The 14,986-nt window shown below is 66.0% G+C and carries 13 protein-coding genes; 1 reads left to right on the top strand and 12 read right to left on the bottom strand.

Going from position 1 to position 14,986, the window contains the following annotated elements:
• Position 1: 1 nt before the first annotated feature.
• A complete protein-coding gene (locus tag OEJ37_RS15045; protein WP_034181296.1) occupies positions 2-217 on the bottom strand; it encodes a YdcH family protein in 216 nt (71 codons plus the stop codon).
• 77 nt (positions 218-294) lie between these two features.
• The gene (locus OEJ37_RS15050) at positions 295-1,047 is read right to left on the bottom strand and encodes a hypothetical protein (RefSeq protein WP_174422208.1); all 753 of its coding nucleotides are present in this window, start codon (positions 1,045-1,047) and stop codon (positions 295-297) included.
• 160 nt (positions 1,048-1,207) lie between these two features.
• Here OEJ37_RS15050 and OEJ37_RS15055 point away from each other — a divergent pair, with 160 nt between their 5' ends.
• Positions 1,208-3,532 carry a Tex family protein gene (locus tag OEJ37_RS15055; protein ID WP_263344707.1) on the top strand — a complete coding sequence of 775 codons (2,325 nt, stop codon included), beginning with the start codon at positions 1,208-1,210 and terminating at the stop codon, positions 3,530-3,532.
• A gap of 294 nt (positions 3,533-3,826) precedes the next feature.
• Here OEJ37_RS15055 and OEJ37_RS15060 read toward each other — a convergent pair whose 3' ends face one another.
• The 10 genes from OEJ37_RS15060 to der form a co-directional block, all read right to left on the bottom strand.
• Positions 3,827-5,743, bottom strand: coding sequence for a potassium transporter Kup (locus OEJ37_RS15060; protein WP_174419039.1), 1,917 nt, complete (start codon positions 5,741-5,743; stop codon positions 3,827-3,829).
• Between the two features lie 274 nt (positions 5,744-6,017).
• A complete protein-coding gene (locus tag OEJ37_RS15065; RefSeq protein ID WP_174419038.1) occupies positions 6,018-6,614 on the bottom strand; it encodes a phosphoribosyltransferase in 597 nt (198 codons plus the stop codon).
• 6 nt (positions 6,615-6,620) lie between these two features.
• The gene (locus tag OEJ37_RS15070; RefSeq protein WP_174419037.1) at positions 6,621-7,967 is read right to left on the bottom strand and encodes an adenylosuccinate synthase; all 1,347 of its coding nucleotides are present in this window, start codon (positions 7,965-7,967) and stop codon (positions 6,621-6,623) included.
• 113 nt (positions 7,968-8,080) lie between these two features.
• Positions 8,081-9,229: an ATP phosphoribosyltransferase regulatory subunit gene (locus OEJ37_RS15075; protein ID WP_152857457.1), complete on the bottom strand. Its 1,149-nt coding sequence runs from the start codon at positions 9,227-9,229 to the stop codon at positions 8,081-8,083.
• A gap of 113 nt (positions 9,230-9,342) precedes the next feature.
• Positions 9,343-9,534 (bottom strand): DUF2065 domain-containing protein, encoded by a 192-nt coding sequence (locus OEJ37_RS15080; protein WP_006478685.1) that lies wholly within the window; start codon positions 9,532-9,534, stop codon positions 9,343-9,345.
• Positions 9,535-9,570: 36 nt separating this feature from the next.
• Complete coding sequence (gene hflC, locus OEJ37_RS15085; RefSeq protein WP_263344708.1) at positions 9,571-10,470, bottom strand: protease modulator HflC; 900 nt, start codon at positions 10,468-10,470, stop codon at positions 9,571-9,573.
• Between the two features lie 15 nt (positions 10,471-10,485).
• Positions 10,486-11,826: an FtsH protease activity modulator HflK gene (gene hflK / locus OEJ37_RS15090; protein ID WP_175920169.1), complete on the bottom strand. Its 1,341-nt coding sequence runs from the start codon at positions 11,824-11,826 to the stop codon at positions 10,486-10,488.
• 47 nt (positions 11,827-11,873) lie between these two features.
• On the bottom strand, positions 11,874-13,049 hold the full coding sequence (gene hflX / locus OEJ37_RS15095; protein ID WP_174419041.1) for a GTPase HflX: 1,176 nt from the start codon (positions 13,047-13,049) through the stop codon (positions 11,874-11,876).
• Between the two features lie 72 nt (positions 13,050-13,121).
• On the bottom strand, positions 13,122-13,361 hold the full coding sequence (gene hfq, locus OEJ37_RS15100) for an RNA chaperone Hfq (protein ID WP_006399927.1): 240 nt from the start codon (positions 13,359-13,361) through the stop codon (positions 13,122-13,124).
• Positions 13,362-13,502: 141 nt separating this feature from the next.
• Positions 13,503-14,840: a ribosome biogenesis GTPase Der gene (gene der / locus OEJ37_RS15105; RefSeq protein WP_072437233.1), complete on the bottom strand. Its 1,338-nt coding sequence runs from the start codon at positions 14,838-14,840 to the stop codon at positions 13,503-13,505.
• Between the last annotated feature and the right edge of the window lie 146 nt (positions 14,841-14,986).

Genomic DNA, 14,986 nt, shown 5'->3' on the forward strand with positions numbered 1-14,986 from the left:
CTCAGGCGCGCTTATCCGGTTCCAGCTGCGATTGCAGCAAAATGATTTTGTCCTTGGCCGCCAGCTTTTCCTTCTTCAGCCGGTGCAGCGTGATGTCGTCGATGTCGGAGTGTCCTTCCTTCAGCTCGATCTCCCGAGCGAGCTGCTGGTGCTGCTCCTGCAATGCAGCCAAACGGTTGTGCAATTCCTGCTGCTGTTCCGTGAGACGGTTTTGCATGTTTGCCTCCTCATCGAAGCAGCGCGCCGACTGGCGTGCCGACGCGCACGAAACTGATTTCCGATCAACCCAACACGTTACTGCCCCTGCTGTTGCTGCTGCTTGGCCTTGTCGGCCGCTTCCTGCTGGCGCCGCTCGACATCGGCCTTGTGCTGCGCGGCTTCGTTCTGCTTCTGCTCGTAGCGCGCGGCGTTGTCCGCCCGTTCCTGCGCCTTCTGCGTCGCCTGCTGGTGCGCCTGATCGAGCTTGCGCTGGAAGTCCGCCTGCTTCTGGTCGTATGCCTGCTTGCTCGCCGCGCGCTGCGGCCCTTCCGCGCCGCGCTGCGCCCGCTTCAGCGCATTCTGCTCCTGCTTGTCGCGGAACGCAGCCGCGTTCGCCGCGTCGTTCGCCGCGCGCTGCGGCGCTTCCGCCGCGTTCTGCGCCTGCTTCAGCGCCTGTTGCTGGTCGCGCTGCTGCGCACGCACCGCACGCTGCTCGTCGTTCAGTGCGAGTTGCTCCTGGCGGATGCTCGCGCGCTCGTCGCGCATCTGGTCGCGTGCCTTGCCGAGACAGTGATTGACGAAGAACTTGCTGTAGCAATCGTGCTCGGCCACCGCATAACGATAATCGTTTTCCGCGGAGCGCTGATTGAGCACTTTTTGACGGGCGTCGAAATCCGGTGCGGCTGTGGTCGTATCGGGCGCGGCTGCGACGGCGGGCGGCGCGGTTGCGCCCGAAGCCTGCGCGAACGCGCCGGAAGGCCCGACGGACAAGGCCGCGGTGAGCGCTGCGCCGAGCGCGACGAGAGAAATGCGGGAAGTTGGCAACGTCGTAGGAAAGCTGCGGGACATGTGTCAAATTCTATCACCCCCGGCTGGACGCTCCGCCATTTATGGCAAAATGCCCCGCTTCACCCACCCGCGGCATCTGGCCCGTCGGGCCCGCCGTGCAGCCTGCCGCTCCGGGCCTGCCGGCCCGCGCCGCGATTTCAGCAGGCAGATCATCCACGACATGACGGAAACCGTAGCACTCAAGATCGTACAGCGCATCGCCACCGAACTGTCCGTCCAGCCGCGCCAGGTCGCGGCGGCCGTGCAACTCCTCGACGAAGGCTCGACCGTTCCGTTCATTGCCCGGTACCGCAAGGAAGTGACCGGCAACCTGGACGACACGCAGTTGCGCCAGCTCGAGGAACGCCTCCTGTATCTGCGCGAACTCGAGGATCGCCGCGCGTCGATCCTGTCGAGCATCGACGAACAGGGCAAGCTGACCGACGAACTGCGTTCCGCGATCGATGCGGCCGACAGCAAGCAGGTGCTCGAAGACCTTTATCTGCCGTACAAGCCGAAGCGCCGCACGCGCGCGCAGATCGCCCGCGAAGCCGGCCTCGAGCCGCTCGCGCAGGCGCTGCTCGCGAACCCGCTGCTCGACCCGCAGGCCGAGGCGGCCGCGTACGTCGACGCCGACAAGGGCGTCGCCGACGTGAAGGCCGCGCTCGACGGCGCGCGCGACATCCTGTCCGAACAGTTCGGCGAAACGGCCGAGCTGCTCGGCAAGCTGCGCGACTACCTGCACAACCAGGGCGTCGTGTCGTCGGCTGTCGTCGAGGGCAAGGAACACGAGGAAGGCGAGAAATTCCGCGACTATTACGACTACGCGGAAACGATCAAGACCGTGCCGTCGCACCGCGCACTCGCGCTGTTCCGCGGCCGCAACGCGGGCGTGCTGACGGTCAAGCTCGGCCTCGGAGAAGAGCTCGACGCGCAGGTGCCGCATCCCGGCGAGGCGATGATCGCGCGCCATTTCGGCATCGCGAACCAGAACCGCCCGGCCGACAAATGGCTGTCCGACGTATGCCGCTGGTGCTGGCGCGTGAAGGTGCAGCCGCATATCGAGAACGAGCTGCTCACGCAACTGCGTGAAACCGCCGAAACCGAAGCGATCCGCGTGTTCGCGCGCAACCTGAACGACCTGCTGCTCGCGGCGCCGGCCGGCCCGAAGGCCGTGATCGGTCTCGACCCCGGCCTGCGCACGGGCGTGAAGGTCGCGGTCGTCGACCGCACCGGCAAGGTACTCGCGACCGACACGATCTACCCGCACGAGCCGCGCCGCGACTGGGACGGCTCGATCGCGAAACTCGCGCGCATCGCCGCGCAGACGCAGGCCGAACTGATCAGCATCGGCAACGGCACCGCGTCGCGCGAAACCGACAAGCTCGCGAGCGAACTGATCGCGAAACACCCTGAGCTGCGCCTGCAGAAGATCGTCGTGTCGGAAGCCGGCGCGTCGGTCTACTCGGCGTCCGAGCTCGCCGCGAAGGAATTCCCGGAGCTCGACGTGTCGCTGCGCGGCGCCGTGTCGATCGCACGCCGCTTGCAGGATCCGCTCGCGGAGCTCGTGAAGATCGAGCCGAAGGCGATCGGCGTCGGCCAGTACCAGCACGACGTGAACCAGCGCGAACTCGCCCGCTCGCTCGACGCGGTCGTCGAGGATTGCGTGAACGCGGTCGGCGTCGATGCGAACACCGCATCGGCCCCGCTGCTCGCGCGCGTGTCGGGCCTGAATGCGACGCTCGCGCGCAACATCGTCGACTACCGCGATGCGAACGGCCCGTTCCCGTCGCGCGAGCACCTGCGCAAGGTGCCGCGCCTCGGCGACAAGACGTTCGAACAGGCCGCCGGCTTCCTGCGCATCAATGGCGGCGAAAATCCGCTCGACCGCTCGTCGGTGCACCCGGAAGCCTATCCGGTCGTCGAGCGGATGCTCGCGAAGATCAGCAAGCGCATCGACGACGTGCTCGGCAACCGTGAAGCGCTGTCGGGCCTGTCCCCCGCGGAATTTGTTGACGAACGTTTCGGCCTGCCGACCGTGCGCGACATCCTGTCCGAACTGGAGAAGCCGGGCCGCGATCCGCGCCCGGAATTCAAGACGGCGACGTTCCGCGAAGGCGTCGAGAAGGTGTCGGATCTCGTGCCAGGCATGACGCTCGAAGGGGTCGTGACGAACGTCGCCGCGTTCGGCGCATTCGTGGATATCGGCGTCCATCAGGACGGCCTCGTCCACGTGTCCGCGATGTCGACGAAGTTCATCAAGGACCCGCACGAAGTCGTGAAGGCCGGCCAGGTCGTCAAGGTGAAGGTGCTCGACGTCGACGTGAAGCGTCAGCGCATTGCGCTGACGATGCGCCTCGACGACGATGCGGCCGCCCCCGGCATGCCGTCGCGCGGCAGCCAGGATCGCGGCAACGCGGGACGCGGCGCAGCACGCCCGCCGCGTTCGCGCGAGCCGGAACCGGCCGGCGCGATGGCCGCGGCATTCGCGAAGCTGAAGCGCTGAACGCGCGAAAGCCGTCGACGCACAAAAAGCCCGCTGCAAGGCGGGTTCTTTGTTGCTGCCACGAACGCGCACGGCTCGACGGCGCCTGCGCGCACGCAGTCGGCTATCGGACTGGATGGTTTGGCTTGTGCGGATACGCGGCGCGATACGGCTGCGTTTGCTGTTGCGTTTGCTGTTGCGTTTGCTGTTGCGTTTGCTGTTGCGTTTGCAGCCGGCGCGATGCGAACGATCGCGGCAGGCCCCGGCGGGCGGCAGACGCGGCGCGCGGCCAGAAGGCCCGCGCGCCGCGCCCGGTCAGATCTCGATCTTCGTGCCGAGCTCGACGACGCGGTTCGCCGGAATCGAGAAGAAGTCGGTCGGCTTCGCGGCATTCTGATGCATCCACGCGAACACGCGCTCGCGCCAGATCGACATCCCTGGCAGATGCGTCGGTACGACCGTTTCGCGCGCGAGGAAGAACGACGTATCCATCAGTTCGAACGTCATGTCGTGCGTGCGGCCGAATTCCTCGAGCACGGCCTTCACGTCCGGCGTCTCGTTGAAGCCGTACTCGGCCTTCACGATGTACAGCCCGCCGCCCGCATCGCGCGAGCTCAGGCGCTTGTCGTCGCGCACGTAAGGAAAGTCGCGCGTGACGAACGTCAGGAAAATGGTCCGCTCGTGCAGTACCTTGTTGTGCTTCAGGTTGTGCAGCAGGCTGACGGGCACGAGCTTGTCGTTGCCGGTCAGGTAGATCGCGGTGCCCGACACGCGATGCGGAGGATGCGCGAGCAGCCCCTGCAGGAACGGCTCGAGCGGAATGCCGTCGGCCGCCGTGCGCTCCTTGACGATGTGGCGCCCCTTGTACCAGGTCATCAGCAGGAAGAACAGCAGCGCGCCGATGCCGAGCGGCAGCCAGCCGCCCTGCGCGACCTTCAGCAGGTTCGCGCCGAAGAAGCCGAGATCGACCGCGAGGAACACCGCGATGATCGCGCCGACCAGCAGGCGGTTCCAGTTCCACACCTTCACCATCACGACGGCCGCGAGCACGGTCGTGATCACCATCGTCGCCGTCACCGCGATGCCGTATGCGGCAGCGAGGTTGTCGGAACTCTTGAAGCCGATCACGATGCAGAGGATCACGAACAGCAGCAGCCAGTTCACGACCGGCACGTAGATCTGGCCGATCGCGAGTTCAGACGTATGCAGTACCTTCATGCGCGGCACGTAGCCGAGCTGGATCGCCTGCGACGTCAGCGAATACGCGCCCGAGATCACGGCCTGCGACGCGATCACGGTCGCGACCGTCGACAGCACGACGAGCGGCAGCAGCCCCCATTCGGGTGCCAGCAGGAAGAACGGGTTCTCGATCGCCTTCGGGTTCTGGATCAGCAGCGCGCCCTGGCCGAAGTAGTTCAGTACCAGCGACGGCATCACGAGCCCGTAAGCGGCGAGGCGGATCGGCTTCGCGCCGAAGTGGCCCATGTCCGCGTAGAGCGCTTCCGCGCCGGTCAGCACCAGCACGACCGAGCCGAGCACCACGTAGGCCTGCAGCAGGTGATCGGCCATGAACGATGCCGCGTAGTACGGGTTGATTGCCGCGATGATGCCCGGCACGCGCACGATGTGGTACACGCCGAGCGCCGCGATCACGACGAACCACAGCACCATGATCGGGCCGAACAGCTTGCCGACCAGCGCGGTGCCGTGGCGCTGGATCCAGAACAGCGCGATCAGGATCACGATCGTGATCGGCAGCACGAGGTGCGACAGGTGCGGCGTCGCGATTTCGAGACCTTCGACGGCCGACATCACCGAGATCGCCGGCGTGATCACCGCGTCCCCGTAGAACATGCACGCGCCGAATATCCCGAGCGCCATCAGCGCGCCCGCGACGCGGGTTCTCGAGTCGAGCGGCCGCAGCGACAGCGCCATCAGCGCGAGTACGCCGCCTTCGCCGTTGTTGTCTGCCCGCATCACGAACAGCAGGTACTTGATGCCGACCACCAGGATGATTGCCCAGAACAGCAGCGAGATCACGCCGAGAATCGAGCTTTCGGTCAGCGGGATGCCGTGCGCGGGGCTGAACGCCTCCTTGAGCGAATACAGCGGGCTGGTGCCGATGTCGCCGAACACGACGCCGATGGCTGCTATCGCTAGCGCCCGCATCGAGTGTTGTTGCGTCGAGTGCGGCGCGTGTGCTGCGTCGGTCGCGTGGATCGTGTCGTTCATATGAAGCGTAATAATCGGGTCCGGGTCGGACAAAACGAGCGCTATTCTACTCGCGCCCCCGTGAAACGCCGCCCTGCTCTGTTGCCGTGAAACCACGTGATCCACGCTGCGCATGCAATCCGGCGCGAGCTGTGGCAGGGCTGCCATCATAGCCGGGGTGGCGCCGTCTGCCTACCGGTCAGGCCGGGAACACCGCACGACGCACGCGGCGTACCCATGAAAAACGGCGCCGCAAGCGGCGCCGTACAAGGCTTTCCTTCGATCGGCCGGCCGCTTAGGCGCCCGAACCGTCGCGCTGCGCGCGACCGCGCTTGATCCACGCCTCGAGGTTGTGCGGACGAACCGTGTCCCACTCCTCGAACGGCTGATGAATCCACGGATTCGTCGGCAGATATTGCGTGTGATAGTCGGGCTTGACCGTCGAGCAACCCTTGTACCAGAGCACGGCCGAACGCACGGCCGTCACGGCCGGATAACGCTCCTTCAGGTGCTCCTGCACACGCGCGAGCGTGACGCCCGAATCGACGAGATCGTCAACCAGCAGCACGTTGCCCGCGAGGTTGCCGCGCGTCATCGTGATGTACTGCGCGATGTCGAGGTCGCCCTGCTCGGTGCCGGCCGCTTCCCGGTACGAACTCGTCGCGAGGATCGCGAGCGGCACGTCGTAGATGCGCGACAGTTGATCGCCGACGCGCAGGCCGCCGCGCGCGAGGCACAGGATCTGGTCGAACTTCCAGCCCGACGCGTGCACCTCGAGCGCGAGCAGCTCGATCAGACGGTGATACTCGTCCCAGCCTACCCACAGGTTCTTGTCATCGTTGCGCGGATCGGTCATCAAGTCTGCCGCCGTCATCGTGATTTGCTGCGTCATCTGGGGTTACACCTTGAACGGATGGCGGAGCAGGATCGTTTCGTCGCGGTCCGGGCCCGTCGACACCATGTCGACCGGCACGCCAGCCACTTCCTGGACGCGGGTCAGGTAGGCCTGCGCGTTGGCCGGCAGTGCTTCCCACGTCTTGATGCCGACCGTGCTTTCCTTCCAGCCGGCGAACGTTTCGTACACGGGCTCGCAACGCGCCACATCGGCAGCGCCGCGCGGCAGGATGTCCACATCCTTGCCGTCGATCTTGTAGCCGACGCACAGCTTGACCTCGTCGAGGCCGTCGAGCACGTCAAGCTTCGTCATGCACAGGCCCGACACGCCGTTGATCTGGATCGAGCGGCGCAGCGCGGCCGCATCGAGCCAGCCCGTGCGGCGCGGACGGCCGGTGACGGAACCGAATTCCTTGCCGACGTTCGCGAGCGTGACGCCGACCTGCTCCTGGCGCTGCGGGTTGTCCGCATCATACAGTTCGCTCGGGAACGGGCCCGAACCGACGCGCGTGCAATACGCCTTCGTGATACCGAGAATGTAGTTGAGCTTCTGCGGACCGACGCCCGCGCCGGCCGACGCCGCACCCGCGACGCAGTTGCTCGACGTGACGAACGGATAGGTGCCGTGATCGATGTCGAGCAGCGTGCCTTGTGCGCCTTCGAACAGCAGGTTCTGGCCTGCATTGTTCGCGTCGTACAGGCGGCGCGACACGTCGGCCACCATCGGCTTCAGGCGGTCGGCATAACCGAGCATCGTGTCGAGCGTGGCCTGGAAGTCGACGGCCGCGCCACCCAGGTACTGGGTCAGCACGAAGTTGTGGAAATCGAGGTTCTCGCGCAGGCGGTCGGCGAAGGTCTTCGCGTCGAACAGGTCCTGCACGCGCAGCGCGCGGCGGCCGACCTTGTCTTCGTACGCGGGGCCGATGCCGCGGCCCGTCGTGCCGATCTTGCCCGCGCCCTTGCGCGCTTCGCGCGCCTGGTCGATCGCGATGTGGTACGGCAGGATAAGCGTCGCGGCTTCGGAAATGAACAGGCGGTCGCGCACGTTCACGCCGGCTTCTTCGAGCTCGCCGATTTCCTTGAACAGTGCCTCGGGGGACAGGACGACGCCGTTGCCGATGTAGCAGGCGACGCCTTCACGCATGATGCCCGACGGAATGAGGCGCAAGATCGTTTTCTTGCCGCCGATGATGAGGGTGTGGCCGGCGTTGTGGCCGCCCTGGAAACGCACGACGCCCTGAGCGTGGTCCGTCAGCCAGTCGACGATCTTGCCCTTGCCTTCATCACCCCATTGAGTTCCCACGACGACGACATTGCGCCCGGGAGTCACGTTCACTGCGCTGGCAGACATGTTGATTCGTTAGCTGGTTAAAAACGTATTCTACCTATGTTCGCGGGCGATTCCGAATTTTTCCGTTTCGCTTCAACGATATGCACGCCGAAGCACGGCCCGCGAACGCCTGTTTATCGGGGTTCGACCACCCATGCGCCGTTGCGCTCGACGAGCGAACGGTCGCATGCGAATTCGTCGAGCACGTGGTCGTGGCCCGGCAGTGCCTGGATCACGACCTCACCCGCATCGCGCAGCGTCGCGACGGCCGCACTCAACGCGTCGTCCTGCGCCCACGGCGCGAGAATCGCGGTGCCGCGCGCCTCGACCGGCGAAATCCGCGCGAGCTCGCGCAGGTCGAGCGAAAAGCCCGTTGCCGGACGCGCACGGCCATATGCCTGGCCGACGTGGTCGTAGCGGCCGCCGCGCGCGATCGCGTTCGGCACGCCGTCGATGTAGGCGCTGAACATCGCACCGCTGTGGTACGCGTAGCCGCGCAGGTCGGCGAGGTCGATCGCGACTTCGGCGCCCTTCGCCTGCGCGGCGAGCTGCGCCAGATCGTCGAGCGCCCGCGTGATTTCGGGCAGCACCGGCAAGCGCGCGCGCGCCTCGGCGAGCACGCTCGCGTCGCCGTAAAGGTTCGGCAGCGCGCGCAGTGCCGCGCGCGTATCGGCGCCGAGATCGTCGGTAAGCTCGTTCAGCAGCGGCACGTCCTTGCCCGACAGCGCGTCGTACAGCGACTCGCCGCGCTCGGCGGCCTGCGCATCGCGCGCCAGCAGCGCCGCGAGCACGCCCGCGTGGCCGAGGTCGAGACGGATGCGCGACAGGCCCGCGAGATGCAGTGCGTCGAGCATCAGTTGCTGGATCTCGAGATCGGCTTCCAGACCGGCATGCCCGTAGATTTCGGCGCCGATCTGGATCTGCTCGCGCGTCGCGTGCAGGCCGCGCGGGCGCGTATGCATCACGTGGCCCGCATAGCAGAGACGCGTCACGCCCTGACGGTTCAACAGGTGCGCGTCGATCCGCGCGACCTGCGGCGTGATGTCCGCGCGCAGGCCCAACGTGCGGCCCGACAACTGATCGACCAGCTTGAAGGTGCGCAGGCGCAGATCGGCGCCGCCGCTCGTCAGCAGCGACTCGAGATACTCGAGCAGCGGCGGCATCACCATTTCGTAGCCGTACGAACGGAAGCGGTCAAGCAGCCTGCGGCGCAGCTCCTCGATCTTGCGCGCTTCCGACGGCAGTACGTCGGCGATATTCTCGGGAAGTAACCAGGTCGACATCGGTACGGTCCTACGACGGGAAACAGCGCGCGACACGCGCGCCGCGATGTGAATCGGAAATTCGAAATCGGGCGGAACGAACGGCGGATGCGCCGTCCGGATCAGGTCGCCGGTCAGGTTGCGAGCAGCAGCAGCACAAGCCCGAGCACCATCACGATCAGGCCGCCGATCCGGATATGATGCGGCGGCCGCTCAGCTATTCTACGAAACGTGTCGCGCCAGGCGACGGGAAACACGAAGGGAAACGCCCCCTCGATGATCAGCATCAGCGCTACTGCGAGCAACAACGAGCCAGCCAGGTCCATGCGAGCGACGGCGCCGCTCGACGCGGCGCCCCAAGGTCAGTGTTTGCGGGGAGCAGGAGCCGCCGGTGCGGCACCGCCCGTCGGGCTGCGCATGAAGCGGAAGAACTCGCTGTCGGGATCGACGACGATGATGTCGTTGCGCTTGAACGTATTCCGGTAGGCCTGCAGGCTCGCGTAGAACTGATAGAACTGCGGATCGCGGCCGAACGCGTCGGCGGCGATCGTCGCGGCCTTCGCGTCGCCCTCGCCCTTGATCGTCTGCGCGGATTTGTACGCGTTCGCGAGCACGGCCTGCTGTTCGCGTTCGGCGTCGGCCTTGATCTGCTCGACGTCGGCCGCGCCTTCTGCACGCACCTGTGCGGCCTGATCGCGCAGCGCGCCGATCATCCGCTGGTAGACGGCATCCGTCTGCGCGGCCGGCAAGTCGACGCGCGTCAGTTGGACGTCGACCACGTCGACGCCGAAACCGGACGCCTTCGCCTTCGCCGCATCGCGGGCCGCGTCGGCGATCGCGCGCTGGCCGCCGAGGGCATCGTCGAGCGCACGCTTGCCGAACGCGTCGCCGAGCGCGCCCTTCAGCGCGCCGGCCAGGCGTTCGGTCGCGGCCGCCGGGTCGCCGCCCGTCGCCGTGAAATATTTCAGCGGATCGCTGATCCGGTACTTCACCGCATACGCGACGAGCAGGTCGTGCTTGTCTTCCGTTGCCAATTGCAGCGGATCGGACGATTCGAGCGACTGCAGGCGCGTGTCGATCAGCGTGGCCGTCTGCAGTGGCGGCGGCAGCTTGAAATGGATGCCGGGGCCAGCGAGTTCGGGCTGCGCGCCGTCGCGGCCCGACAGCACGGCCGTATGGCGCGGATCGACGGTCAGGACCGTCGAGGACGCCGCGAAGGCAACGATCACGATTGCGACGACGAGCGCAATGATTCGGTTCATGTTCTGCGCTCCCCGTTACTTCAGATCGTCTTCACGCGACCGGCTGCGGAACGCTTCGCGCGATCGCTGCACGTCGGTGCCCGACGCCGCGGCGGCCGGTGCCGCGCTCGCGGGTACGGCTGCCGCCGGCGCAACGGCCGCCGGTGCCGACGCCGCATCGGGCGCGCTCGCGCCGGTGGATGTCGCGGCGTTTTGCCGCCCCTGCTCGACGAGCTTGTCGAGCGGCAGATACACGACGCTGTTGCCGCCCTTGTTGCCGACGAACACCTTCGTCGCGTTCGAATAGATTTCCTGCATCGTTTCGAGGTACATCCGCTCGCGGATCACCGCCGGCGCCTTCGAGTACTGCGCGTAGACCTGCTTGAAGCGATCGGCATCGCCTTCGGCTTCCGTAATCACGCGACCGGAATACGCCTTCGCTTCGTCGACGAGCTTCGCGGCATCGCCCTGCGCCTTCGGCAGCAGGTCGTTTGCGTACGCCTGCGCGGCGCGCTTCGCGGCCTCGCGCTCATCGCGCGCCTTCGCGACTTCACCGTAGGCGGCCTGCGTCTGCTCGGGCGCCGCGACACTCTGCATCGTGACGGCCGTTACCTCGAGCCCCGACTGGTAGCGGTCGAGATCGCGCTGGATCGCGGTGGAAAGCTGCTCGCGCAGCGCGTCGCGGTCCTGGTTCAGCACGTCGGCCGCGCTGCGCGTACCGACGATCGCACGCACCGCGGCCTGCGCGGCCTGCGACACGCTGCGCTCGGGATCCACGCTGCGGAACAGGTAATCGGTTGCGGAACGAATCCGATACTGGACGATGAAGCGCACGTCGACGATGTCGGCATCGCGCGTCAGCATCGCCGCTTCCTTCACGTTCGCGAGGCGCACGACGTTGTTGCGGCCGATCTCGATCGAGCGGACCTGCGACGTATCGACGATCTCGTGCGACGCGAACGGATACGGCGCGCGCCAGTGCACGCCCTGGCCGACCGTGCCCGACAGCTTGCCGAGCTGCAGCACGACGCCCGTCTGGCCGTCCTGCACGACGAACAGCCCGCTGCCCGCATAAACCGCGACCAGCACGCCGATCACGATGCCGACGCCGACCCGCGCGGCACGGCCGTTGTCAGGACGGAAGCCATTGCCGCCCTTGCCGCCGAAAAGGCCGCTGAGGCGCCGGTTGAAGTTGCGCCACATCTCGTCGAGATCGGGCGGACCTTCGCCGTCGCCGCTTTGCGGACGCTTCGATTCGTTCGCACGGGGACGGGATCCGTCTTTGCCATTGCCTTCGCCGCGTCCCCAGCGGGGATCGTTGATCGACAGCAAGGCGCGCATCCGCCGCCAGGTACTCCGCTCGTTGTATTCGTTCACCAGAGTTTGTTCACCAGATTAGGCGCCGGCTAACCGGCCGGGACCGGTTAGCGCCCGTGTTCGGAAATCGTGCGGTCTTCGTGTGGTTCAGCGGACGCGCCGTCGAGCGCGCCGTTGGGCAACATCGCACTGGAAAGGTGTTCCGCGGAGGCGATCTCGGCGATGGCGGCACGCAACGCGTCAAGACCCTGACCGGTGCGCGCGCTCAAAAAGACGCGCGAAATATTACCATACTCGTCCCGCTCGACCGCGTCGCCGCGGGCCGCCAGCTCGGGCACGGCGTCGATCTTGTTGAACACCAGCACCTGCCGGATCGTGTCCGCGCCGATCTCGTGCAGCACGCCGTTGACCTGCTCGATCTGCTCGAGCCTGACCGCACTCGATGCATCGACCACGTGCAGCAGCAGATCCGCGTGGATCGTTTCCTCGAGGGTCGCGCGAAACGCCGCGACGAGCTGGTGAGGCAGCTCGCGGATGAACCCCACCGTATCCGACACGACGATCTGGCCGACCTCGTCGCCGAGGTACACGCGCCGCGACGTCGTATCGAGCGTGGCGAAAAGCTGGTCGGCCGCGTAGGCCTGCGCTTTCGTCAGCGCATTGAACAGCGTCGACTTGCCCGCGTTCGTATAGCCGACGAGCGACACCGACATCGTGCCGCTGCGCGCGCGCTGCCGGCGTTGCGTGCTGTGTTGCCGGCGCAGCCGGTCGAGCCGCGACTTCAGCATCTTGATGCGCTCGCCGATCAGCCGGCGGTCGGTTTCGAGCTGGGTTTCGCCGGGACCGCGCAGGCCGATACCACCCTTTTGCCGTTCGAGGTGGGTCCATGCGCGAATGAGCCGCGTCGACAGGTATTGAAGCTGCGCGAGTTCGACCTGCAGCTTGCCTTCGTGGCTGCGGGCGCGCTGCGCAAAGATGTCGAGGATGAGGCTCGTGCGATCGACGACTCGCCTGTTAAGCGCCCGCTCCAGATTGCGTTGCTGGGCCGGTGCCAGTGCGTGGTTGAAGATGACGATTTCGACGTTGTGCGCGTCGCAGGCAAGCCGCAATTCTTCGGCTTTGCCGCTGCCGATGAACATCGCGGCATCGGGACTGGAGCGACGACCCGTGAGGGTGACGGCGGGACGGGCCCCCGCGCTGGAGGCGAGAAGACTGAGTTCTTCGAGACTGGCTTCGAAATCGGTCTTGCCGAAATCGATGCCGACGAGCGCTGCGTTGATCAAATTATCGGGTGTCAAGATAAGGCGGCTGGCATCGGTCGCTCGCGGCGACCGGATGCCGGCCGCTGCGATAGGTTAGGACGAAGCTTCAGCGTCCGGGTGGAAATTCACCGGGCGCGCCGGCACGACCGTCGAGATGGCGTGCTTGTATACCATCTGGGTCACCGTATTACGGAGCAACACGACGTACTGGTCGAACGATTCAATGTTCCCTTGGAGCTTGATGCCGTTGACGAGGTAGATCGAAACGGGAACGTGCTCTTTGCGCAGTGCGTTCAAAAACGGGTCTTGTAACAATTGCCCTTTGTTGCTCATGGCGTACTCCATCTTTTTTTGCAGGTTGATCTGGATTGGCGGCGAAGAAAAAGAGATCCGGCGCCAATCGCTACACTATAGCCGATTTTGCCTGCCCCGCCCGGGCGTAGGCCTTGCGGCCTATCCCTTGCGGGGCGTGCTTCAGCCCTTGTCCGCGTACGGATTGTTCGACGAACGGAACTCTATGCGCAATGGAGTCCCGGTCAGCGAGAAAGTTTCGCGGAACCGGTTTTCCAGGTAGCGCTTGTACGTTTCCGTCACGGCGTCGAGCGCGTTGCCGTGGATGACGATGATCGGCGGATTCTGGCCGCCCTGGTGCGCGTAGCGCAGCTTCGGACGCACCGGGCCGCGACGGCGCGGCTGCTGGAACTCGACGGCCTCGATCAGCGCGCGCGTGAGCTTCGGCGTCGGCAGCTTCGCCATCGCCGCCGCGTACGCGTCGTCGACCGAGCGCATCAGCGTGCCGATGCCCGTCTTCTTCGCGGCCGAAATGAAGTGCGATTTCGCGAAGTCGAGGAATTTCAGCTTGCGGGTCAAATCCGCTTTCGCACGATCGCGCGCGTGGTCGTCGAGCCCGTCCCACTTGTTGACGCCGATCACGAGCGCGCGGCCCTGCTCGACGACGAAGCCGGCGATGTGCGCGTCCTGGTCGGAAATGTCCTGCTGCGCATCCAGCAAAAGAATGACGACGTTCGCGTCGGAGATCGACTGCAGCGTCTTCACGACCGAGAACTTCTCGATCGCTTCGAACACCTTGCCGCGGCGCCGCAGGCCGGCCGTGTCGATCAGCGTGTATTTCTTGCCGTTACGCTCGAAGTCGACGTAGATCGAATCGCGCGTCGTGCCCGGCATGTCGAACGCGATCACGCGGTCCTCGCCGATCAGCGCGTTCACGAGCGTCGACTTGCCGACGTTCGGCCGGCCGACGATCGCGATCTTGATGCCGCGCGACGGGTCGTTCTCGTCTTCCTCTTCGGGCTGGTCCCTGTATGCGACTTCCAGCGCCTCGTTGATCATGTCGGTCACGCCATCGCCGTGCGCGGCCGAGATCGCGCGCGGGTCGCCGAGCCCGAGCTCGTAGAAGTCGGTCGCGACCGCCGTATACTTCATCCCCTCGGCCTTGTTGACGACGAGGAAAATCGGCCGGCCGGTCTTGCGCAGGTAGTCGGCGATCGACTTGTCCTGCGGCGCGAGCCCGTTGCGGCCGTCGACGATGAACACGACGACGTCGGCCTCTTCAACCGCCTGCCGAGTCTGGCGCGCCATCTCGTGCAGGATGCCGTCCTTCGCGACGGGTTCGAAGCCGCCCGTATCGACGACCAGGTACGGCCGCTCGCCGACGCGCCCTTCGCCGTAATGGCGATCGCGCGTCAGGCCCGGCAAGTCGGCGACCAGCGCATCGCGCGAGCGCGTGAGCCGGTTGAACAGCGTGGATTTCCCCACATTGGGGCGCCCAACAAGGGCAATGACCGGTTTCATCTGTGTTTTCTACGGTGAAGCGCAGCAGCGGGAGGCCCGCTGCTGCGGGCGGCTGCGCTGAATGAAAATATCACGAATTCGCGCCGCGCCGGATGCGCGCGCCGGGCGCGCGTCGTGCGCGCCGTCGTCTTTCGTCTCGAACTGCC

The organism is Burkholderia sp. BKH01 (genome assembly GCF_025685725.1).
Taxonomy (GTDB): domain Bacteria; phylum Pseudomonadota; class Gammaproteobacteria; order Burkholderiales; family Burkholderiaceae; genus Burkholderia; species Burkholderia pyrrocinia_C.

Excerpts from the sequence above, each read along its gene's own strand:
- OEJ37_RS15050 (WP_174422208.1), bottom strand. The coding sequence starts at position 1,047 with ATGTCCCGCAGCTTTCCTACGACGTTGCCAACTTCCCGCATTTCTCTC.
- hflC (WP_263344708.1), bottom strand. The coding sequence starts at position 10,470 with ATGAACCGAATCATTGCGCTCGTCGTCGCAATCGTGATCGTTGCCTTC.
- OEJ37_RS15055 (WP_263344707.1), top strand. The coding sequence starts at position 1,208 with ATGACGGAAACCGTAGCACTCAAGATCGTACAGCGCATCGCCACCGAA.
- OEJ37_RS15075 (WP_152857457.1), bottom strand. The coding sequence starts at position 9,229 with ATGTCGACCTGGTTACTTCCCGAGAATATCGCCGACGTACTGCCGTCG.
- OEJ37_RS15045 (WP_034181296.1), bottom strand. The coding sequence starts at position 217 with ATGCAAAACCGTCTCACGGAACAGCAGCAGGAATTGCACAACCGTTTG.
- hfq (WP_006399927.1), bottom strand. The coding sequence starts at position 13,361 with ATGAGCAACAAAGGGCAATTGTTACAAGACCCGTTTTTGAACGCACTG.
- OEJ37_RS15060 (WP_174419039.1), bottom strand. The coding sequence starts at position 5,743 with ATGAACGACACGATCCACGCGACCGACGCAGCACACGCGCCGCACTCG.
- OEJ37_RS15065 (WP_174419038.1), bottom strand. The coding sequence starts at position 6,614 with ATGACGCAGCAAATCACGATGACGGCGGCAGACTTGATGACCGATCCG.
- der (WP_072437233.1), bottom strand. The coding sequence starts at position 14,840 with ATGAAACCGGTCATTGCCCTTGTTGGGCGCCCCAATGTGGGGAAATCC.
- OEJ37_RS15070 (WP_174419037.1), bottom strand. The coding sequence starts at position 7,967 with ATGTCTGCCAGCGCAGTGAACGTGACTCCCGGGCGCAATGTCGTCGTC.
- OEJ37_RS15080 (WP_006478685.1), bottom strand. The coding sequence starts at position 9,534 with ATGGACCTGGCTGGCTCGTTGTTGCTCGCAGTAGCGCTGATGCTGATC.